The 18,893-nt window shown below is 61.2% G+C and carries 18 protein-coding genes; 7 read left to right on the forward strand and 11 right to left on the reverse strand.

Going from position 1 to position 18,893, the window contains the following annotated elements:
• Nucleotides 1-67: 67 nt before the first annotated feature.
• From M2320_RS20240 to M2320_RS20250, 3 genes are all read right to left on the reverse strand, one after another.
• Entirely contained in the window at nucleotides 68-2,077 is a 2,010-nt protein-coding gene (locus tag M2320_RS20240; RefSeq protein WP_264598831.1) for a pentapeptide repeat-containing protein, read from the reverse strand.
• A 285-nt stretch (nucleotides 2,078-2,362) separates the two neighbouring features.
• Nucleotides 2,363-3,487, reverse strand: coding sequence for an RHE_PE00001 family protein (locus M2320_RS20245; RefSeq protein WP_184429909.1), 1,125 nt, complete (start codon nucleotides 3,485-3,487; stop codon nucleotides 2,363-2,365).
• A gap of 119 nt (nucleotides 3,488-3,606) precedes the next feature.
• On the reverse strand, nucleotides 3,607-3,792 hold the full coding sequence (locus M2320_RS20250; RefSeq protein WP_184429908.1) for a hypothetical protein: 186 nt from the start codon (nucleotides 3,790-3,792) through the stop codon (nucleotides 3,607-3,609).
• 138 nt (nucleotides 3,793-3,930) lie between these two features.
• Here M2320_RS20250 and M2320_RS20255 point away from each other — a divergent pair, with 138 nt between their 5' ends.
• From M2320_RS20255 to M2320_RS20270, 4 genes are read left to right on the forward strand one after another with little or no spacing between them, the layout of a single operon-like run.
• Nucleotides 3,931-4,188, forward strand: a complete 258-nt coding sequence (locus M2320_RS20255) for a type II toxin-antitoxin system VapB family antitoxin (RefSeq protein ID WP_184429907.1) — start codon at nucleotides 3,931-3,933, stop codon at nucleotides 4,186-4,188.
• Nucleotides 4,185-4,598: a type II toxin-antitoxin system VapC family toxin gene (locus M2320_RS20260; RefSeq protein WP_264598832.1), complete on the forward strand. Its 414-nt coding sequence runs from the start codon at nucleotides 4,185-4,187 to the stop codon at nucleotides 4,596-4,598. Before M2320_RS20255 ends, M2320_RS20260 begins: the two co-directional genes overlap by 4 nt.
• Before the next feature lie 6 nt (nucleotides 4,599-4,604).
• Entirely contained in the window at nucleotides 4,605-4,790 is a 186-nt protein-coding gene (locus M2320_RS20265) for a type II toxin-antitoxin system Phd/YefM family antitoxin (protein WP_264598833.1), read from the forward strand.
• Nucleotides 4,787-5,944, forward strand: a complete 1,158-nt coding sequence (locus tag M2320_RS20270) for a site-specific integrase (protein ID WP_264598834.1) — start codon at nucleotides 4,787-4,789, stop codon at nucleotides 5,942-5,944. Before M2320_RS20265 ends, M2320_RS20270 begins: the two co-directional genes overlap by 4 nt.
• 133 nt (nucleotides 5,945-6,077) lie before the next feature.
• Here the strand turns inward: M2320_RS20270 and M2320_RS20275 are convergent, their stop codons facing one another.
• The 7 genes from M2320_RS20275 to repA form a co-directional block, all read right to left on the reverse strand.
• Nucleotides 6,078-6,467, reverse strand: coding sequence for a type II toxin-antitoxin system death-on-curing family toxin (locus M2320_RS20275; RefSeq protein ID WP_264598835.1), 390 nt, complete (start codon nucleotides 6,465-6,467; stop codon nucleotides 6,078-6,080).
• On the reverse strand, nucleotides 6,468-6,692 hold the full coding sequence (locus tag M2320_RS20280) for an AbrB/MazE/SpoVT family DNA-binding domain-containing protein (RefSeq protein ID WP_264598836.1): 225 nt from the start codon (nucleotides 6,690-6,692) through the stop codon (nucleotides 6,468-6,470). It lies immediately after the preceding gene.
• Nucleotides 6,680-6,922 carry a hypothetical protein gene (locus tag M2320_RS20285; protein WP_264598837.1) on the reverse strand — a complete coding sequence of 81 codons (243 nt, stop codon included), beginning with the start codon at nucleotides 6,920-6,922 and terminating at the stop codon, nucleotides 6,680-6,682. Before M2320_RS20285 ends, M2320_RS20280 begins: the two co-directional genes overlap by 13 nt.
• Nucleotides 6,909-7,130, reverse strand: coding sequence for an AbrB family transcriptional regulator (locus tag M2320_RS20290; RefSeq protein WP_264598838.1), 222 nt, complete (start codon nucleotides 7,128-7,130; stop codon nucleotides 6,909-6,911). The genes M2320_RS20285 and M2320_RS20290 overlap by 14 nt, the downstream gene beginning before the upstream one ends.
• Before the next feature lie 78 nt (nucleotides 7,131-7,208).
• Nucleotides 7,209-8,504, reverse strand: a complete 1,296-nt coding sequence (gene repC / locus M2320_RS20295; RefSeq protein ID WP_264598839.1) for a plasmid replication protein RepC — start codon at nucleotides 8,502-8,504, stop codon at nucleotides 7,209-7,211.
• A 212-nt stretch (nucleotides 8,505-8,716) separates the two neighbouring features.
• Nucleotides 8,717-9,736: a plasmid partitioning protein RepB gene (gene repB, locus M2320_RS20300; RefSeq protein ID WP_264598840.1), complete on the reverse strand. Its 1,020-nt coding sequence runs from the start codon at nucleotides 9,734-9,736 to the stop codon at nucleotides 8,717-8,719.
• Between the two features lie 2 nt (nucleotides 9,737-9,738).
• Nucleotides 9,739-10,938 carry a plasmid partitioning protein RepA gene (gene repA / locus M2320_RS20305; RefSeq protein WP_264598841.1) on the reverse strand — a complete coding sequence of 400 codons (1,200 nt, stop codon included), beginning with the start codon at nucleotides 10,936-10,938 and terminating at the stop codon, nucleotides 9,739-9,741.
• A 1,035-nt stretch (nucleotides 10,939-11,973) separates the two neighbouring features.
• Here repA and M2320_RS20310 point away from each other — a divergent pair.
• On the forward strand, nucleotides 11,974-12,828 hold the full coding sequence (locus M2320_RS20310; protein WP_264598842.1) for a transposase: 855 nt from the start codon (nucleotides 11,974-11,976) through the stop codon (nucleotides 12,826-12,828).
• Nucleotides 12,829-14,059: 1,231 nt separating this feature from the next.
• On the opposite strand, the gene M2320_RS20315 is transcribed toward M2320_RS20310, so the two are convergent.
• Nucleotides 14,060-14,947, reverse strand: a complete 888-nt coding sequence (locus tag M2320_RS20315) for a helix-turn-helix domain-containing protein (protein WP_264598843.1) — start codon at nucleotides 14,945-14,947, stop codon at nucleotides 14,060-14,062.
• Nucleotides 14,948-15,775: 828 nt separating this feature from the next.
• On the opposite strand from M2320_RS20315, the gene M2320_RS20320 reads away from it, so the two are divergent.
• The gene (locus M2320_RS20320) at nucleotides 15,776-16,336 is read left to right on the forward strand and encodes a hypothetical protein (protein ID WP_264598844.1); all 561 of its coding nucleotides are present in this window, start codon (nucleotides 15,776-15,778) and stop codon (nucleotides 16,334-16,336) included.
• Nucleotides 16,337-16,706: 370 nt separating this feature from the next.
• A complete protein-coding gene (gene recD2 / locus M2320_RS20325) occupies nucleotides 16,707-18,884 on the forward strand; it encodes an SF1B family DNA helicase RecD2 (protein WP_264598845.1) in 2,178 nt (725 codons plus the stop codon).
• Nucleotides 18,885-18,893 lie beyond the last annotated feature (9 nt).

Below are 18,893 nucleotides of genomic sequence, written 5' to 3' on the forward strand. Positions count from 1 at the left end.
CATCGTCACCTCCATCCACGGCGAAATCGCCGCAATCATCTGGCGCGTCGCTCCCGAAGGGAGTTGATCAGACAGCGCTCTTCGGCAACGGGCAGCTAAAGGCAATGTGCTCGACGTCGATCTGGCTTTGTGAGTCCGACTCCAAGACTGCGACGAATTCGTCCGCCAGCAAGTCGACGAAATCGACGGCGTTAAACGACAGGTAAAGGTTGAGAATTTGCGCGCGTCGATCCGCCGGCGAGATCCGCCCGATCGCCGGCGCTGCCTTGCTTTGAAACTCAGCCCTGCTCATCAATATCGAACGAAGGACGTCGCCCTTCCAAACATCCATATTCACGGTTGGCGAAAACAGTGGAGCCGTTTCGTCGGGTGAGCTTTCGGGTCGAATATGCGGACAAAACCCCGCTTGCTTTAATCGGTCCACATAATCGAAGTCGAAACCTACGCTTCCGTTTTGTATCACTTGCGTAAAAAGGTCCGACCGCAGCCAAGGGCAATTCTTGTCGTGACTGAAGGCGGCGGCGTAGAAAATCTTCGCTTCGCGGGTGGAGACGAGAACAAAACGGCGTGGGTCGGCGATCAGCCATGCGTGGCATTCATCGCCGCATCCCTTCAAGATGACATGATCGACCGGTCCCGACCGATCTTGCTTTTCCCATTTGCAGGGACCGACCCAACGGGTCATTTCTGGATGGGCCTCCGGCGAAAAGCCAGATGGAAAGCGCGTTTCGCAGTCATAGATGGCGTCACTGAAATCAACTTTGTCAAACTTTGCGCCATCGAAATTGACGCCGCCAAGTTTTGCCCGCCTGAAGGTCGCACCGGTTAGATCAGCGTTGATGAAGCTGCCGGCGCCGCGGGCGTAGTCGAAATTCGCGCCAGCGAGGTGAGCGCCATCGAATTTTGCGCCCGCCATGCGGATGCCACCAGCACGAAGCCCTTCCGCTGCAATCTCACGGAAGTCGGCGTCAGTCGCAGCGACGATGGCGAAATCGGCGCTCTTCAGAGAAGCCCTGCGCAGGCGCGCACCGCTCAGGTCAACCTGGTGAATTCGCGCCCGATCAAGGTTTGCGCCGTCGAGAACAGCCTGGGTCAACTGGGCGACGGTCATTGCCACGCCACTCATGTCAGCGTTCGTCAGATTCGCTCCATGAGCGGCAAGCTCGTTGGCCTTCAGTCCTGACAGGTTGCGTTCCCTGAGGTCGGCGCCCGAAATGTCGAGCCTGTTGGTCGTCAGGTCTTTCATTTCGAGGCTGGCGAGATCAGACTTCAATCCGGCGTTCAGTTTGGCCTGCGAGAGCACAGCACTTGTGTCGACACCTCGTTGCGCCGCGTCCTCAAGGACTGAAACCGCCTCGGAGAATTTCTGCTCATTTGCAAGCGTCCGGCCAAGCTCGGCTATTGCTTCGGCTTTGTGACCAGCGTCGGCAACATTGCGCCAAAGCGCCTCGTCTCTTTCACCATCATTGATGAGCCGGAGAAGCCGTGAGGCCTCCTTCGCTGCGTCGATATCGCCAGGATTGACCTTCAGGGCTGCAAGGGGACGCTTCAATGCCTCATTCACGTACCGCAACATTGCGGCGGCTGGCGAAACCGCCTGATTTCCGGTTTCATTCTGTTTTACGTCAGAGAAAAACTCCGGCTCGATGATTGGGGTCTTTTCGACATCGCCGAGTTTGAGGGCGATGGCGCCGCAGATGTTGGAAACCAAGGCGCCGCTTTCGCTTCGCCACAGAGCGAGCATGATCGGGCCCGGGCGATAGAACGCGCCAAGGTTGACGCCGTTTGGCATTGCGGACGTGACTTCGATTTTGGACGGCACGACGCCCTTGTAGATCTGCGTGACATCGATCGTCGCGATGTTCGCGGCCAGCTGCTTAATTCCGCCTGCGTAAAAGAGCGAGCTTGCGCCGGCGTTCGTCCCGCCGCTTGCTCCCGTTCGGATGTCGATCACATTTCCGGAGACTATGACCGGTGCGCTTCGGACGTCGAAAGGCGCGCAGGTCGAAGCGGCGGCATTGCTTGCGACCGTAAAGAAGGCAACGAATGCAATGAAACAGCGTACGCGTTTCAGCATGGAATATGGCCTTTCGAAATTTGGCGCACGCTCACATTTATACGTTGCCTGGGCAAGTCGTGGAGCGCCCAATCAAATTGTTTTTGCGGGAAGCGCACGAGGCCTTTTATCTCGGGGCGCGCAGCGAGCCTACCGATCGACGGCTTGAGGTCCGACTGGAGACCGTCGCGGGCGCTGCCCGGAAGGGCCGGAATGAGCCGATGGCCGCCTGTCGCAGCTTGACCGTGGCCTAACTTCTTCGGCGTTCAAGGCGTGTGGCTCGTCGTCATGAGGATGGCGGCGCGCTTACAAGATCCCCCACGCCCGATACCGCCTGCGGCCGGTCAGTTCGCGCAATCCAAGCCCGGCGATGAGGTCTTGCCCGGCGCGCGCGGAAACGTTCAGCGCCTTGGCCAGCAATTCGGGGGTGACGATCGGCTTCTCCAGGGCGAGGTCGAGCGCTTGCGGCAGACGCGACGTGCCCCGCCGGCCCTTCAAGCGTCCCTCGCGCGAGGCGCGCGCCAGCAGCCAGCGGTCATGATCCTTCAGGCCCTGTTCGGCGGCGGCCTGGATCGCCGCGAGCCAGAACAGAACTTTGGCTTCGGGCTCGCCCTGCTTGCGCCGGAGGCGGCCCGCCGCCCGCGCGCCGCAGTTCACGCACGTCAGATGGCTCGCGGTCTTGCCGCGCTGGCGCAACAGCGCGGCGGCGAGCAGGCGGCCGAGCCAATCCACATGTTGCAGCGGCTCGAGGTCGTCCCAAAGGACCGCGGCGATCGCCGCCGCGAGCACCGGCGGCAGATCGGCGGTCGCGGCGACGCCGTCGCGCCATTGGTCGAGCCGCTCGTCCTCGTCCCAGTCGAGATCGTAGACAAGCGGATCGCGGTCCTCGCGCGCGACGGCGGGCTTGCGTTCGAGCGCGAGGTTTGTCCGCGCCAGCGCGGCGTCGAGGGCCGCGAGTTCGGCGGCGAGCGGATCATCGTCCGCCGGATCGTCGGCGTCGGCAAAGGCCACCTCCCCTTCCTCGTCTTCACGCACGCCGGGCGCCTCGGCCCTGCCCTCCCCTTCCGGCAAATACCCGCCGCCGCGCAAAGTAGCGAGGCCGGCCAGCGACAGCGCCCAGTCTGGCGCGGCGGCGACGATCTGCCGGCGCGCCGCCAGCACCCGCGCGGCGCGGAGCAATTCCGGGGTGGGCGCGCGGGCGTCCATATGGGCGTCGTGGAGCACGAGGTCTTCGAGATGGGCGAGTTCGCCCTCGATCCAGAGCGAGGCGCAGGCGTCGGCGAAATGCGCGCGTTCGATCCAGCCATGGCGGATCGGGCTGGCGCGCAGCCGCTCGTCGAGCCGGGCGAGCGCGTCTTCGGCGCGCGCCAGCGGCCCCGCGAGCGCCCGCCACGGCAGGGAATCGAGAAAATTGACGCTCAACGAGGGCATCGAGCGGCCGGCCAGGCGAGGCGATCATCGTTCATGGCAACTTTTCCGGAAGCTCCGGCGATCTGGAGTGAATTACTCGCGATTTCATCATGTTGTCCGATCGCTCTTGAAATCCGTAGCTAAAAATCCACCCCGGATTTTTGGCTAAGCGCTTCAAATTGAAATCGGCAACCAAAACCGACAACCGGACCGGCGATGTGGCCCCAATCGAGCATTTTTGCGATGTTTTCCATGAACGGCAAACGCCTGCGATCCTTGGCTGCGATCTTCTTAACCGAAGCTATCATGGCTTTTACTTCTGTCATAGCGGCGTCTTGTCGGGAGGCGTCAACACTATCGATAAGGATAGCTTATCGATAGTGAGCCAGCCTACGGCTTATTGTTGCCATCTCGGAGCCAAAAGCGTTATCCTGGCGCCGATCTAAAGCTTCAAAGATGTCCCGATGGCCGAACCGCAACTCTCCATCCGCAGCGCCAAAGCCAGGCGATTGGCGCAAGACCTGGCCCGGCGCACCGGCTTGCCGATGAACAAGCTGGTCGAGCGCGCCCTGCAGCATTACGACGCCGAGCTCAACGCCGCCAAAAACGCCGCTCCGATCGACGCCGTCTGGGACCTCGCCGCCGCCGGACGCCAGAACGTCGCCGCGAACGCCACCTCCGCGCATGACGATCTTTATGACGCCGACGGCCTGCCGAAATGATCGCGCTCGACACCTCCGCCATTGTCGCGATCGCCTTGGCCGAGCCCGAGGCGGAGAGTTTCAAGACCGTCCTGCGCGAAAATGCGCTGCTGATCGGCTGGCCGACGCTGTTTGAAACCCGCATCGTTCTCGCCGCCAAAGGGTTTTCCAACGCCGGCGCGATCGTGGCTCAACTTGCGGCGACGCCCAATGTCACGGCGCTGCCCTTCGACGCCAAACATTTCTCGGCCGCCGAAGCGGCCTATGAGCGCTTCGGTCGCGGCCGCCATCCCGCCGGGCTCAATATGGGCGATTGTTTCGCCTATGCCGTGGCCGCCGTCGCCAAGGCCCCCCTGCTGTTCAAGGGCCTGGATTTTGGTCAGACCGACATCCTGCGCCACCCGGCGTCCAGCCGCTGCGATCAGGCGTGATCCCTCATGACCATGCTTCTCACCGTTGATGAGGTTATGGATCAGTGGGACGCGCTCCTCGCCCGCGTCGAGGCCGGCGAGGAGGTTCTGATCGCCCGCAACGGCGCGCCGGTCGCGCGTCTGATCCGCTTCGGACCTGAACCCGCGAGCGAAAACGTCGACTCCGAAACCGAGCCTTTGCCAAAGCCATGACCGACGACGCCTACGTGGCCGAAACTGCGCGCGCCCTCGCCCTCGACGCCTTGGCGGCGATCCTGCCGATGGACCGCCGCGACGCGCTCGCCGCCACTTTGACCGACGACGACGTCGCCACGCTCAAACATCTCGCCAATGAGGGGATCGGCGACAACAGCTTGCGGGCTTTGGCGTCCGATCTGGCCTATCTCGAAGCTTGGTCGCTGGCGGCGACAGGAAATCCCCTGCCCTGGCCGGCCCCGGAAGCGCTGGCGCTGAAATTTGTCGCCCATCATCTATGGGACCCGGAGAAGCGCGAGGCCGACGCGGCGCACGGCATGCCTGCCGAAGTCGAGGACGCGTTGCGCGGAAATGGCCATTTGCGCAGCTTCGGGCCGCACGCGCCGGCGACCGTGAAACGCCGGTTCGCCCATTGGGGCACGTTGCACCGTTGGCGCGGGCTCGACGGCCCTTTCGCCGCGCCGACGTTGCGCGCCGCGCTGCGCCTCGCCGTGCGCGCCTCGGCGCGGCCGCGGGGGCGAAAAAGCCAAAAAGCGGTGACCCGCGACGTGCTGGAGCAATTGCTGGCTGTTTGCGACTGGAATCGGCTGGTGGATTTTCGTGACAAAGCCTTACTTTTGGGGGCCTTCGCCTCAGGGGGGCGTCGTCGCAGCGAAATCGCCCGCCTGCGTCTCGAGCAGATCACGCGCGAAGCGCCTGTGCCTCGCGATCCTCAAAATCCCGGGGCGGGAACCCTGCCCTGCCTGTCGATCACACTCGGCCGCACCAAGACCGGATCAGCCGACGAGGAGACGCGCGTGCTGCTGATCGGGCCGCCGGTCGAGGCGCTCGACGCCTGGATCGCAAAGGCCGGGATTGAGAAAGGCGCGGTGTTTCGCGCCATCGACCGCTGGGGCAACCTGGAGGACAAAGCGCTCACGCCGCAGGCGGTCAATCTCATCGTCAAGCGGCGCTGCCTTCAGGCCGGGCTCGATCCTTACGCTTTTAGCGCCCACGGGTTGCGGTCCGGGTTTCTGACCGAAGCCGCGCGGCGCGGCGTCCCCCTGCCCGAAGCCATGCGGCAGTCGCAGCATCGCTCGGTGCAGCAGGCGGCGCGCTATTACAACGACGCGGAAGCGCGGCTCGGCGCAGCGGCGCGACTGTTGGTGTGAGGCTTCAGACGCGTGTCAACACGATTGCGGCAGACCGCGCCAAACTGTTGAAACTCGCGCCCGACAACTTCGCGGCTGAAGACGGCCGCTCCCGCCGAAGACCTGCCGCCCGTTTCGCGAAAGACCGGAATTCTCAAACAGGCGCCATGTGTTGATCGAACCATAGCGTCAGACTCTGTTCATCCATCTCGCCAGCCGCCAATTTCTGCCAAACGATGACGCATTCGACGTCGGTGGCCTCCAGCCCTTGGCCATTCAGGTTCAGAAAAAGTTCGGCGACGACCAGCGACGTCCTTTTGTTGCCGTCGGTGAACGGATGGTTCTTGCAAATTCCGTAGGCGTAGGTCGCGGCAAGTTGCGCAAGGCTCGCAGTCCCATAAGCGAACACGTTTTTAGGTCGGGCAAGGGCCGACTCCAGCAAACCTTCTTCCCGCAACCCGACGCCGCCGCCATGCTCGGCGATTTGCGCGTCATGAATCGCGAGCGCCACCGAGGCCGCGACCCATCTTGGCTCGTCGGCCACTTATTTCGCCAGTTCGCGCAGGGCGTTGCGCCGCTTCTTCATGATCGCTTTGGCCGCTTCCATCTGATCCTCAAAGTCGGGATCGTACGGGGTCAGCCGCATGCCGCCCGGCGCAGGGGTGAGATAAAGCGTGTCGCCCTCTTTGAGATTGAACTGCGCCAAAGCTTCCTTCGGGATCGTCACGCCGGTGGAGTTGCCGATCAAACGCAGCTTCAATGCGACCATTGTGTCCTCCCGAAAGCAAGTTTGTATCTACGTTTGTAATAACATGGGACGCGAAGTGGTTCCACGAAAACCGCAAAGGCGAGGCCGGCGGAAATCGGAGCATTTGATTTCGCCGAGACGACGGTGGCGTCGAAGGACCTAAGGATCCGCCCTCGGATGGCTTTGGCGGCCTGATCCGGGTCGTCATTGGTGAGCAGCCGAACGATGACATTGGTGTCAATCGCCAGCATGCCGCCTCCGCGCTTCATCGAGAACGGCGGCGTCCATGTCCTCGACCGACCGGCGCTTTCCGTCGGTTTTGAGCATCGCGAACACGTCCGACACTTGCGTGGTTTCGAACAGCGGCGCGCGACGAAGCAAAACACCGTCCGGGACTTCTTCGACCACCAGTCTGGCGCCGACGGATACCACGGTTGTCAAACGCTCGCCCGCGGACATGTGTTCGTCTCCTCGGTAAGACAATGGTAAGATGGGCTCTGCCTGGCGCATCGGGAATGGCTCCGATAGCGAAACATCTTAGCCCGCCGCATCGCGGGTGCGGCCCACTTTCGGCAATTTGCCGCGCAACAGCGCCATCAGCACCGGGCCAATGGAAAATTCTTTGGCCCGGGCTTTCGCCGAAAGCGCGCGGAGATAACCGCCCGGGCTGCCAATGGCCTCGCCTTTTTGCAGGATTGCGGCAATCATCACCGCGGCGTCGGCGGTCCCCATGGTCTCCTGCGCCTCGCGCCAGGCGTCCGCCGATATGCCAAGGGCGGCGCGCGCCAGACCCGCAGTGGCGATCAGATCGCGCCAGGAGCCTATCCGATCCTTGGCGTAATCGGCGATATCCGGGCACGCCTCGAGCACCATCCCGAGCGGATAGGTTTTCATTGTCGGCGCAATCTTTGCCGCATTCGCCTCCTCGTCGTCTTGAGACCTTTGTGGAGCGCGCCCATCTTGGTCGATTGAACCAATATCGACGGCCCTGCCTTCTCGTAGGCAAGGTTCAAGATCAATTGGAGGGTTTGGTTTTGAATTATGTATGTGACGCTCAGTTTGAGACTCATTGGCGCTTATATTTTGCGAATTTACGTGAGTTTCCAACAGATTGAGCACTTCGGAGGACAGGAGTGCCAGCTCATCGGCGACAGGCTCCAGTTCGGCTCTCGTCGCCGTGCGCGGAATCCGGCCTACAATGGCGCGAAACATCTCATGGATCGTCATCCAATCCGCAGGGCCCTGCCCCGCGATGCGGGTCGGAACGCCCTCCTCGATGCCGGTTACGATCATCTTGGCGATGTCGCGTCGACAGATGGTGATGCGTTCGCGCACGCGTTTGAGCGACCGCTCTTCGGCGCGCACGGCTTCTGCGAGCGCCTCGAATTCGTCAGCGCGCGCCACCAGCGGAGCGAGATCGAAGCCAAAGGCGATTTCGACATCCCCTGCCCCGTCCTTGCGGGCGTAGCGTTTGCCGTTGGGGCTGTCGCGCCGCACGATCAAGCCGGCGTCGACTAGGACGGCGAGATGGCGCCTGAGCGTCGCCGGCGCCATGCCGTGGGCGCGCAGGCTGAGTTGCCGGTTTGAGGGAAAGACCACCAGGTCTTCACCGGCGAGGATGGTTTCGGGATGAAACGTCAGCAGCGCGTCAAGCACCGCCAGCGCGCGTTCGGACACGCCGAGAGGCGCGCGCGCCGCGCAAATCGCGCGGAAGACATTCCATTTGTGCGCGAATTTTTCAGGCGGACGCGCTTTTGCCGCCGCCTGGCTTGCCACATGGGCAAGCGTCAGCGACCGCCGCCCAAAAGGCGTCGTTGATTGATGTGGTTCCATGTCTTTGCCTTGTTCGGGCAAAGAAAATCCGCTCGCCGAAATGACGCCAAAACTCTTGACACTGATTCGCGGAAGTGGGATTCTTTAAGCGCCAACATAAAGAAGGGGCTTCCGGAACGGCGACGTGACGGGGGCCTTTTTCTTTTGCCTGTGGTTCTCCGACTTAGTTGCGGTTTGGTCTGGCCGGCTCATTCCGACCAGGCAAACGGTGTTCACTCCGGCAGATTGCCGGATTTAAATTCCTCGTAGAGCATCTCCAGCCTGTCTTTGACGAAGTCACCGAACTTCGGCGCGACTCGATCGTCAAACACCAAGGTGAGCTTCTTCCCTGTCCGCGCGATCTTGGCAGCGTGCGTCCCGTCTTTCGCCGACCACGTTTCGGCACGACTGCGCGATGACTTCTGACGCAGGCCAGCGGCAAGTGTCTCAAAGCGCTTATCCGTATCCAAGACCAGAAATTCGGGTGCTTTGACCATTTCAATCGCACGCGCGCGATTGTTTTCCTGTTCGAGAAGGTCGCATAATTCCTGCCACCGCACGCGACCGAAGGCTGGGGCTGGCCCCACACCGTCAATTACTGTTCCCGGCACTCGGGTTGCGATCGAGATAAGGCGCGAAAGGGCGGCTTTGTCGACATTGAGCGACGCCATGATGATTTCGCGTGAAAATTTCCGTTCTTCTAGTCGGGCGGCAAAACGCGCACGTTCGATAAAAGTGAGATCAGTTCGGCCACTGTTTTCCTGACCTTGCGCAATAACCAGTTGCTCATCCGTGAGGACCCGAACGACGGCTCTCACTTTAATTCCAAGTTCGCGCGCCGCTCTCAGGCGACGGTGACCAAATGCGACTTCGTAACGCTCTGTCGCGCCGGGCTTGGGCCGTACGAGGATAGGAACATTCTGGCCATGCTGGCGAATTAGGTCGCGGAAGGCCGCACTTTGCTCTTCCGATGATTCCATGCGATCTGCGACGAAAGAATTGTCGATGATCGCTGGATCAAGTTCAACGATCACCTGCCCTTCAATGAGCTTCTGCTCGATCTCCTCCGCGCGTTTCACCTTTTCCGAGATGCCGCCCAGCGACTGCGATATCGCACCAAGCGCACCAGATGGTTTGACAGATCGCTCAAGCGCAAGAAGCGGGCGCGCGCGTTGCGGCGGTGCTTCATTAATCTCTGCCGTAGGCGTCACAGTCTCGGCCGCAGGAGGATCGAAATTGATTTTACGCGCCATCCTTAGCTCCTGGCCCAGACTTGTTTGATCAAGCCTTCGATCTCGCCGTTCACCAAGTCGAGCGCTTCGATAGCTCGATCATAGGTGCCGCGCGTGAACTGCTGTCGTTCAACCTCATAAAGTGTCTGCTTCGTAAGTCCGGCGTCAGCGATAGCCGTGCTTTTCACCATCGGATGAGTCAATACGCGCGACCCGAAGATCGAACGCATTAGACCAACCATTGTCGTCTGCGGACCGTCACTAGGTTCGTATCGCGTGACGAGGTAGCGCATCCAATCGTATTGCGTTGCGCCGCCTGCGCGCGCTACCACATCAAGCAAGCTTCCGGTCATGTTGAGGAACTGAGACATCGACATGACGTCGAGCATCTGAGGATGGACGGTTATGAGAACCGCCGTCGCCGCGCAAAGTGCGGAAAGCGTAAGAAAGCCCAGTTGAGGCGGACAGTCGATCACAACGACGTCGTAAGCGTCGCTGACCTGAGCCAAAGCTTCGCCGATCCTTGCAAAAAACATAGAATCGTCGTTCTCGCGCGCCATCAGCGCCTTCGGCGTCTCGTGCTCAAACTCCATGAGTTCGAGCTGACCCGGGACAATGTGCAAGTTGGGCATATATGTGGCGCGCACGATTTCGCGCATATCTCTCCGGGCGTCATCGTAGCGGATTGCGCCGTAGATCGTTTCGTTTTCACCAACATCGAGTTCGGGTTGATGCCCAAAGAGAGTTGAGAGACTCGCCTGCGGATCAAGATCAATTGCAAGAACGCGGTAGCCTCGGAACGCAAGGTATTGAGCGAGGTGCGCCGCAGTGGTCGTCTTGCCGCTACCTCCTTTGAAGTTCATCACGGAGATGATCTGAAGGGCTTCGCCTTCACGCCGATGCGGAATGTAGCGGCGTGCACCCTTGCCGGCGCCATCGAGCTCGCTTCTCAGGCCATCAATGTCATCAATTGAATAGCTACGGCGGCCACTCGTTGGGGCTGGAGGGCCCTTCCCTTCAGAAACAAGCTGCCGAAGATAGCCCTCCGCGATGCCGATGAAACGCGCGGTCTCTGCTGACGAGAAGCGGCGGATTGTTTTCTCGGCCATTGGCGGGAAGTCACGAAGCTGCTGCGCCCGCAGCCGCGTAGAAAGCTCTGCCGCGTCGGCATTGATCAGTGAACGGAGATCCCGCACACTACCGTCAAGGGATTTGACTGACATCGACCTTCTTATCTCTGCATCTGCGGAATTTTGAGCATGCGCCCCGAAAATGCGCTGATGATCAGTAATGCCCGATTCTCTCGAAGCTGCAAGGATTATTGAGTTAACGGGAAGTTAACGGGCGCGCTTATCGCGAATTTAGCGTGCAATTCGTTGCCGTGTGACCGACTGAGAACGCTCAGAGCCTGCGTCTTAATCCCGATTTCGGATCCTTTTGCTGCACTCCGCGCCCTGGCGTATCCGTACGACGAAACTGCATTGGGGCCTCAGGCAACCGAAAATTGCCCCCAAAACTGATCCTGTGCGGCCGGCAATGTCCTTCGCCGCAGCGCATGAGGCAGCGAATAGCGAGGGTGCGGCGTCCGGCGGAGGCGACTCACGCAGAGAACAGCGTTGGCAAATGCGTCGCCGTCGTCTGTTAGTGACGCGCGCCATCCGACAGACTGGCGAACTGTATCTTGTGAGTGTGACGCAGGACGCCATCGGGCGTGTCCATCACCGAAGCGTCCGCACCGGCAGCCAAGGCGTGGCTCCTACTGTCGATTCGTCTCCTCCTTATTGGTATTGGAGGTGCTTCTCGCGCTACCTTCAGCTGTCCCGCGCGCTCCCAGCGCCGCTGCGAGCCTTCAAATCGCGCGCGCGGCGTGTTCACGCGCCGCGTCGAAGCGCTTTTTGCCAGACCTCCCACCAGCGCCCAGACCCCGTTCGCCCTCCCGCCTGTTGCGGGAGGCGAAACGAGGCGGCGCCAGCGGCCGGCGCAAACGCAATTGCATCGAGACTGATCATGCCGGCTGTGGCAAACGGGCTCCGGGGCGTTCATGGCCGTGCTGGTTGCGATGCTCCGACAGCAGCCAATTATTTGCCCCAACCCACTCTGCAGCCGAATGAAGCGTCACTTTGGTTTCGCGCGATTGCGGCAACGCCCTCGCGCTGGCTACAAGCACCGCAGTCGCATAGGAATAGCGCGCCAACAAAAAAGCAAAGCCAAGAACACGGCACGCTGGCGGTTCCCTTGCCGGCAAGATCGAGGCGCAGTTGCAGGCGGAGGTCGCCGATCTGATGGCGAAAGCCGTGGCGGCCGATGCGGCGGACATTCCCGATGGCATGTCGATACCCGACGAACTGGCGCGCGCAAAGAGCGCATGCGCAAGCTGGCCGAAGCGCGGGCGAAAATTGAGGCGCGCGCGGGAGCGTTACGTGCGGGAGAAGCACGCGGCGAAACTGTGGGCGCGCAAAGCCAAGGCGGCGGACACGGGCAAGAAGCCCGGCGGCAAGCGTCCAAAGGCTCCTGCCGAGGGACCGAAACCGGAAGACCACATCAATCTCAACGACGAAGAGTCGCGCATCATTCCGCCGCCGGTAGCGGCTTCGACCAGTGCGACAACGCGCAGGCCGCAGTCGCCGCGGGAAGCCTTCTGGTCGTCGCGGCCGATGTGGTTCAGGCCCCGAACGACAAGCAGCAGCTTGAGCCCAAGCTCGGCAAGATCGTGCCCGTTGCCGAAGAAGTTGGGAGAACCCGAGACGCTGCTGGCGGACACGGGCTATAGCGCGGCGAATGTCGAGGCTTGTGCGGAGGCGGGGATCGACCCGCTGATCGCCATGGGCCGCCAGCCGTACCTTTCGCAGTTCGATGAGCGTTTCGAGGCCGCGCCCCCCGCGCCGGAAAACCCGACGCCCGTCGAGACCGTGGCGCATCACTTGCAGACGCCCGAGGGCAAGAAGCTTTACGCCCTGCGCAAACAAACGCCGGAACCAGTGTTCGGCGTTATCAAATCGGTACTCGGGTTCCGGCAATTTTCGCTGCGTGGTCTAAAAAAGGCGAGAGGCGAATGGAGCCTTGTGACCATGGCGTGGAATTTGAAGCAGATGTTCGGCCTCGCCTGCGCTTGAAAACGATGTCCGCCAATACTGGATAGGAATGGCTGCGCCACGTCGTCCTGCATACCGCGCCAGTCGTCCGAGGCACATGCCGAAGACGGCCTGAATCGCGGCAAAGCGCCAGTCAACAGCTTGCAAGACGAAGCGCCTAGATCTGGTGGCGATTGAACGCACCGGACGCGGGGCCACTGCATCTCGCCTCCGTTTTCGCCACCTTGGCCGCGTCGGCCTTGGGCAGGAGGCCGACGCGGGCAGGACCAACGAGCTTTCCGTAATCCCCGCCCCCAACAACCGTTTGGCCGAAGGCGACGGCCTCGCGGGCTCTCAGTTGTACGCTGACAACTTTATGCGCGAATCGGCTACATGCGCTCTCTAGCCAGATCACGACAATCAGTAAATCGCAGCATCCAGGCGCACCCGCCGTCAACGAGAGTTGTACGCTGACAACTCAACGCTGTCATCAATGCTGCGCCCAGAACAGGTGCGCCACTTACGAGGCACACGGACTCCCAGCGCATGGGAGCGAGACCGCTTTGAGGGCAATCATGCATTGCCCCATTTCCGCGCCCGCTCGTCTGGATCGAAGCCGTCGGTTTCGTTGAGCTGCTGGCCTTGACTACGAAGTTCCGTTGCCTTCGACCGGAGGTTATTCCGCCTGGATGAAGGTCAACTCTATCCTGGGTGGGATATCCCACTGCCAGACGAGACTTGATCGGAAGGCATCGGCCCCGCGGTGGAAAGCTTGCAGGGCTCTGCCGGTAGTACTTGCTCTGGCCCAGTCTTAGCTGCACACGCCGCGAGCTTGGCATCACGCTTCGTTCAGGTGCATGACATTTTTGGGCGCGCTTCGATCTCTTGAGACTTTCGACGTGCTTGCGCACGCGCCGCCGTCGGTTCGTCCCGCAATCAACACTCCGCCGGGAAAGTTCGTCGCATTCGCGCCATTATTCCGGCGGCCGCGAGCAGGCACCGTCTTCAATCTCAGTTTGGTGCGCACGAGCGCACAGTTCGCCGTGACAATCTCATATCCTAGCTTCCAGTGGCTCGATATTCCCACCCGGAAGGCTTTGTTGTCTCCTATAGCCCGACTACGTTCATGCGAAATATTCCTATCCGCACATGAGCGGGTAGGGCGCTGGACACAATCTTGCAAATTCTCATGCCGGCAAGCCAAAGGGCGGCGCAGCGCCGCTCCATTCTTTCGGTCACGGCGGATGCTCGCGGGTTAGGGACGTCGGAAGCGTCAACCTGGCGCCGGAGCCGCCGCGTCCTTGAGGCTATGTCGTCGGAGCCGCATTATCTGTGGGGTGCGCGAACGACAATCGCCTATCTCGCGATCTCCACAAGTGCTTCTGCAAGAAGCTTTATCCGTGGGCTTTGCCTTTTTGAACCCTCCACCTTCGGGCGGATGAGATCCTCGAGAAAGACAAAAAGCGCGCTGTCCGCGCTTAATCCAGATTTTCCATTCTCGCGAAATAATCCGGACGACATTGGAGAGATTTGGGCGCTTGTCGCGCCGGCGCACCTCGATCGTGATAAGGCCCTCGCGCACGGCGAGACGGAGCGCGTTGCGCGTAGTGGTTTCGCCGATCCCAGCGCGGGCTGCGATCTCCGCGATATATAATCGGCAGTCGCCTCGGTCGCGCACGGCGTCCGCAACGATCCGCAATGCGGCAAGCTCGCCGGTTGTGAAACGGCAGGCCAGGGCAGGGGGCATCGGGCCGGACGTGGCGAGCAGCCGACGGCGTTCGAGTGATGCACGTCGGTCGGGCGACAACGGCCGCTTGTGCTTCGGCGGAAAGTGGCTCGGCAAGCTCCGGGTCTTGGTGGCGGCAGTAATCGTTGGCGCGACGGTGACGGGAGCAACGCCGCGAACCTCCTTCTTCCGCCGTTCAACGGCTGCGGCGAGAGCTTCGGCTTGGTTATCGGACAGAGCTCCGTCAGCCCACTCCGTCCATATATCTTTTGCGAAGCTTTCCAGGGCGATCAGGGATTTGGTTGCTGCGATGATTGCGAGGGGGGCAAGGCCGATCATCGGTCGGCGCTCGGGCAAATGGATATAATCAATGAGCGCAGCCGAATAGGCGCCGTGAACACAGCGTGCATGAACCTCTCCAATGATGTGGGTCATGCCAGGGGCGTCAGAGCCTCAACGGGCAAAGAAAAGCCGTTAGCAGAAATGTGCTTCCTGCTTGACTTCAGAGTCCGATTCGGGGAAAATAAAGTTGTTGTCGCTTTCCCGGTTTCAAGGTTTTGGCGAACCTTGAAGGGGCTTTCCCCGCACCGACTCTATCTAGCTAGTTTGTGAGGCCCGCCCCCGGCGGGCTTTACGTTTTTCTAATGCTGTTTTCTCCAATAGGCGGGTCCGAAATCGGCCCAGATAGCAAGACGCGTGGCACCAGAAATCCGAGCCTGGGCGTCGATGAACCAGGACTCAGAGAACGACCGCCCGAAAACACTGAGCTCGGCCGCGACCGCCGACTCGTCGGGGAGTCGGGGTTCATCCGGCAATATTGATAAAGTCGTTAGCAAAATCAAATTGTTTCGCCTGAGCAAATAGGCGAGCGTTAAGGGCGCTGATGGACGTTTGCTATCCTGCTGATTTTATGAGGTGACTTCAAACCCAAGCCTGCGGATCAAGCGAAGCCGGCGTCAAGGTGTGCCTCATCGCTCGTGATCGGGCATGGGCGTCAGGTCGGTGGATCGCGATCCAGGAAGCATCGGCTGCTTAAAAGCGCATTTGGGTGGGGCGAAAAGGCTAGATTCAGCCATTTTCCTGGCCATTACATTGTGTTTGGCGAGGAATTCTCTGGAAGTGGCCTCAGCACGTGATTTCGACGGCGCTGGTCCGACGACGACGTCAAACGTAAATTTCGTTAGCAATATGAAATTATGGCGGCTTTGAGAAACGGGTGATTCATGCTTAGAATTTTTTAGCCTACAAAAATGGCTGAAAAATATGAAGAAACGCGAGAAACAGCCGGACACAACTTCCGCGAGAGAAAAACGACCATACACACGCCTCCGGTTCCCCCCAGAAATCCGCCGAGATCGGCCCATTCTGGTCGGATTGGCGCAGACTCTGGCTACGTTACAAAAGAAAAGCGGCCTGAAAAAACCAGAATACGCGAAAACGCTTGGAATCTCGGGCGCTGCGTTTCGGATGCTGCGAAGCTGTTCGGCCAATCCAAAGCTTGATCGCCTTTTCGAGATGTCGATCCGGCTTCAGATCCCGCTATGCACGCTTTGCGGCGATGACGAGGTGCGTGGTCGCCTGATTGCGACGGATCATGCGCTGAAACACATGGCGTTGGTGATTGGGGAAATGACGGCGACTATCGGCGCAACCGACGCCGACAAGGCCAAGTTTCTAGGCATAAGCCTATTGCAGTTCTATCTCATCAGACGGCTGGAGGCCGGCCCCCCATTGCTGATGTGCGAAGAAATGGCGGCGCGCCTGGGGATCTCCGTTTGGGAGTTCCTCGGCGTTGATGCAAGTGTGCCTCTGAGAACAGATTAGCGCGCTGTCGTTCACGCGATTATGAACAGCCTGTTCGCGACAGCAATCGCAACCGAGCCATCATCCTGGCCAGCCGATTAGAGTGGCGCGCCCTCTCCCCTGGACGCAGACCCGCGCCAGAGTCTTTCTATCAATCCTGACAATTTCGTCATCACCGCCGATCTCCAGGATCGTCGGGTGATTTCGATTTTCTCGGGCTTCGCGCGAACTCGCGCATCAAAGAGCGCAACAGGATGCGCCGCTCCGCCAGGCGGAGCCGCCAACCAAGCGATTGCAAGAGCCTTACGCTCCCCGAACGACGAGTATGGCGTTAGACTTCGGCGGCCCTGTCGCGCGATGCAGCGCCACGGTGTACGAGAGGTTCGAAGGCTTGGCCAACGCGCTGGAAACGCCGCATAAGGAAACGCTGGTCGGTTCGGTCGAACGGGTCACCTTCCACAACGAGGACAACGGCTTCGCCGTCCTGAAGGTGAAAGCGCGAGGCCACCGTGACCTGGTTCCCGTGGTCGGCCATGCGGCGTCGATTTCCGCCGGCGAGTTCATCCACGCCGTCGGCGTCTGGTTCACCGACCGGACGCATGGGCTTCAGTTCAAGGCCGATTTCCTCAAGACCACGCCGCCGACGACCGCCGAGGGGATTGAGAAATACCTCGGCTCCGGCATGGTGCGCGGCATTGGCCCCAAGCTCGCGCAGCGCATCGTCGCGGCTTTCGGGGCGGCGACTTTCGAGATCATCGAGGCGGAGCCGGCGAAGCTCAGAGAGGTGTCAGGCATTGGCGAGATGCGCGCGACGCGGATCGCCGCCGGCTGGGCCGAGCAGAAGGCCGTGCGCGACATCATGGTGTTCCTGCACGCCAATGGCGTGGGCACCTCGCGCGCGGTGCGGATCTTCAAAACCTATGGTCATGACGCCATCCAGGTGATGACGGAGAACCCGTACCGTCTGGCGCGCGACATCCGGGGCATCGGCTTCCGCACCGCCGACGCCATCGCCATGAGGCTCGGGCTGACCAAGGAATCCCCGCAGCGGCTGCGCGCGGGCGTCTCCTTCGCCTTGCAGGAAGCAACCGACGACGGTCACTGCGGATTGCCGAGGGCCGAACTGATCCGGTCGGCGAGCGACCTGCTCGATGTCCCCGCTGGCCCGATCGAGACCGCGCTGGCCGAGGAACTGCTGGCGGGCGAAGTCGTCGCCGACGCCATCGAGGGAACAGAGTGTATTTTCCTGCGTGGCCTGCATATCGCCGAAAAGGGCGCCGCTGACCGGCTCCTCTTCCTGTGCGACGGCAAGACGCCGTGGCCGGAGATCGACGCCCCTGTCGCCGTCGCTTGGGTCGAGAGAAAGACGGGGAAGACGCTGGCGGCGTCTCAGCGCGAAGCCGTCGCCATGGCGTTGAGATCGAAGGTTTTGGTCGTGACCGGAGGCCCTGGCGTCGGCAAGACCACCCTGCTCGACGCCATCCTGAGAATCCTGACGGCCAAAAGCACGAAAATCCTGCTCGCGGCGCCGACGGGCCGCGCCGCCAAGCGCATGACCGAGCAGACCGGAATGGAGGCGAAGACCATCCATCGGCTGCTCGAGACCGACCCGAAGGAAGGCGGCTTCAAGCGCGGCGCCGAAAATCCGCTCGACTGCGACCTGTTGGTGGTCGACGAGGCCAGCATGATCGACGCCTCCCTCATGTTTTCGTTGCTCAAGGCTTTGCCCGTCAGCTCGGGCCTGATTCTGGTGGGCGACGTCGACCAGCTTCCCTCCGTCGGTCCCGGGCGGGTTCTCGCCGACATCATCGAATCCGGCGCGCTTCCCGTCGCCCGCCTGACCGAAGTGTTTCGGCAGGCGGCGGAAAGCCGGATTGTCGTCGGCGCGCACCGAATCAATGAGGGGAAAATGCCGGAATGGCCGCGGCGCGGCGAAGACGCCGATTTCTTCTTTGTCGAGGCGGGTTCTCCAGAGGAAGGGGCCGCCAAGGTCTTGGAGATCGTGCGCGATCGCATCCCGCGCCGGTTCGGCATGGACGCGGTCGGCGACGTGCAGGTGCTGTGCCCAATGCAGCGGGGTGCGCTGGGCGCGCGGGCGCTCAACGCCGACCTGCAGAAGGCGCTGAACCCCAATCCGGTCGACAAGATCGAGCGGTTTGGATCGGTGTTTGCGCCCGGCGACAAGATTATGCAGACCGACAACGACTACGACCGCGAGGTTTTCAACGGTGACCTTGGGCGCGTCGTCCGCATTGATCGGGAGGAAGGGGCCCTGGTTGTCAGCTTCGACGGACGTGAGGTGACCTACTCGTTCGGCGAGCTGGACGCTCTCGTGCCCGCATACGCCACCACCATTCACAAGTCGCAAGGGTCAGAATATCCCGCCGTTGTCGTGACACTGGCGACCCAGCACTACACCATGCTGGCGCGCAACCTCGTCTACACGGCGGTCACCCGCGGGAAGCGGCTGGTCGTGATCGTCGGGCAGAAGCGGGCCTTGGCCATCGCCATCCGGAACGTGCGAACAATCAGGCGCTGGACAAAATTGAGGGAGTGGCTGGCACGATAGATGGGACGA

Source organism: Rhodoblastus acidophilus, assembly GCF_025961575.1.
Lineage (GTDB): Bacteria > Pseudomonadota > Alphaproteobacteria > Rhizobiales > Beijerinckiaceae > Rhodoblastus > Rhodoblastus acidophilus_C.

What these genes read in the sequence shown, in the direction of transcription:
- M2320_RS20240 (WP_264598831.1), bottom strand. Translation starts at nt 2,077, where the DNA reads ATGCTGAAACGCGTACGCTGTTTCATTGCATTCGTTGCCTTCTTTACG.
- M2320_RS20245 (WP_184429909.1), bottom strand. Translation starts at nt 3,487, where the DNA reads ATGCCCTCGTTGAGCGTCAATTTTCTCGATTCCCTGCCGTGGCGGGCG.
- M2320_RS20250 (WP_184429908.1), bottom strand. Translation starts at nt 3,792, where the DNA reads ATGACAGAAGTAAAAGCCATGATAGCTTCGGTTAAGAAGATCGCAGCC.
- M2320_RS20255 (WP_184429907.1), top strand. Translation starts at nt 3,931, where the DNA reads ATGGCCGAACCGCAACTCTCCATCCGCAGCGCCAAAGCCAGGCGATTG.
- M2320_RS20260 (WP_264598832.1), top strand. Translation starts at nt 4,185, where the DNA reads ATGATCGCGCTCGACACCTCCGCCATTGTCGCGATCGCCTTGGCCGAG.
- M2320_RS20265 (WP_264598833.1), top strand. Translation starts at nt 4,605, where the DNA reads ATGACCATGCTTCTCACCGTTGATGAGGTTATGGATCAGTGGGACGCG.
- M2320_RS20270 (WP_264598834.1), top strand. Translation starts at nt 4,787, where the DNA reads ATGACCGACGACGCCTACGTGGCCGAAACTGCGCGCGCCCTCGCCCTC.
- M2320_RS20280 (WP_264598836.1), bottom strand. Translation starts at nt 6,692, where the DNA reads ATGGTCGCATTGAAGCTGCGTTTGATCGGCAACTCCACCGGCGTGACG.
- M2320_RS20285 (WP_264598837.1), bottom strand. Translation starts at nt 6,922, where the DNA reads ATGCTGGCGATTGACACCAATGTCATCGTTCGGCTGCTCACCAATGAC.
- M2320_RS20290 (WP_264598838.1), bottom strand. Translation starts at nt 7,130, where the DNA reads ATGTCCGCGGGCGAGCGTTTGACAACCGTGGTATCCGTCGGCGCCAGA.
- repC (WP_264598839.1), bottom strand. Translation starts at nt 8,504, where the DNA reads ATGGAACCACATCAATCAACGACGCCTTTTGGGCGGCGGTCGCTGACG.
- repB (WP_264598840.1), bottom strand. Translation starts at nt 9,736, where the DNA reads ATGGCGCGTAAAATCAATTTCGATCCTCCTGCGGCCGAGACTGTGACG.
- repA (WP_264598841.1), bottom strand. Translation starts at nt 10,938, where the DNA reads ATGTCAGTCAAATCCCTTGACGGTAGTGTGCGGGATCTCCGTTCACTG.
- M2320_RS20315 (WP_264598843.1), bottom strand. Translation starts at nt 14,947, where the DNA reads ATGACCCACATCATTGGAGAGGTTCATGCACGCTGTGTTCACGGCGCC.
- M2320_RS20320 (WP_264598844.1), top strand. Translation starts at nt 15,776, where the DNA reads ATGAAGAAACGCGAGAAACAGCCGGACACAACTTCCGCGAGAGAAAAA.